Raw genomic sequence first — 615 nt, forward strand, 5'->3', positions numbered from 1 at the left:
GCGCAGGAGTGTGGCGAGGACATAGGACTGAAGCAGACGGGCGTCACCTATCTTGCGCGGACGGACAAGGAGATGGCCGGTTTCGCGAAATTCCTGACGATCGCCCAGGCTCATGGCGTCGACACGCGTCTCCTCGACCAAGGTGAGTTGGCAAGCCTGATCCCGGCCATGGCGCTACCGTTCAAAGGCGCAATGATCACCCCGTCGGACATGCGCGCCGAACCTTGGGTCGCCGTGCCCGCGCTTGCGCGCCTGGCGGCCCGCGAAGGCGTGACGATCATCGAGAATTGCGCGGCACGTATGCTCGACATCTCCGGGGGTCGCACCAGTGGCGTCTGGACCGAGAAAGGGCTCATCGCGACCTCGAGCGTCCTCGTCGCCAGCGGCGCGTGGACGTCGCTCTTCCTGCGCGCCCATGGCATCTCGATTCCGCAGCTCAGCGTCAGGGCGACCGTCGCCGCGACAGCACCGATGGCGGAAATCCACGCCGGTGCCGCCGCGGATGAACGCATCGCTTTCCGACGCAGGCAGGATGGCGGGTATACGCTCGCATCGGGAGGCAGTAGCCAACTCTACATAGGGCCGGACGCATTTCGCCATGCGGGCAAATATATC

General features: G+C 65.0%; 1 protein-coding gene. It reads left to right on the top strand.

Features of this window, described 5'->3' with window-relative positions:
- A partial coding sequence (locus EN893_RS36890; protein WP_164901542.1) for an FAD-dependent oxidoreductase occupies positions 1 to 615 on the top strand: 615 nt, incomplete at both ends.

The organism is Mesorhizobium sp. M7A.F.Ca.CA.004.04.2.1, from assembly GCF_004022825.1.
Taxonomy (GTDB): Bacteria; Pseudomonadota; Alphaproteobacteria; order Rhizobiales; family Rhizobiaceae; genus Mesorhizobium.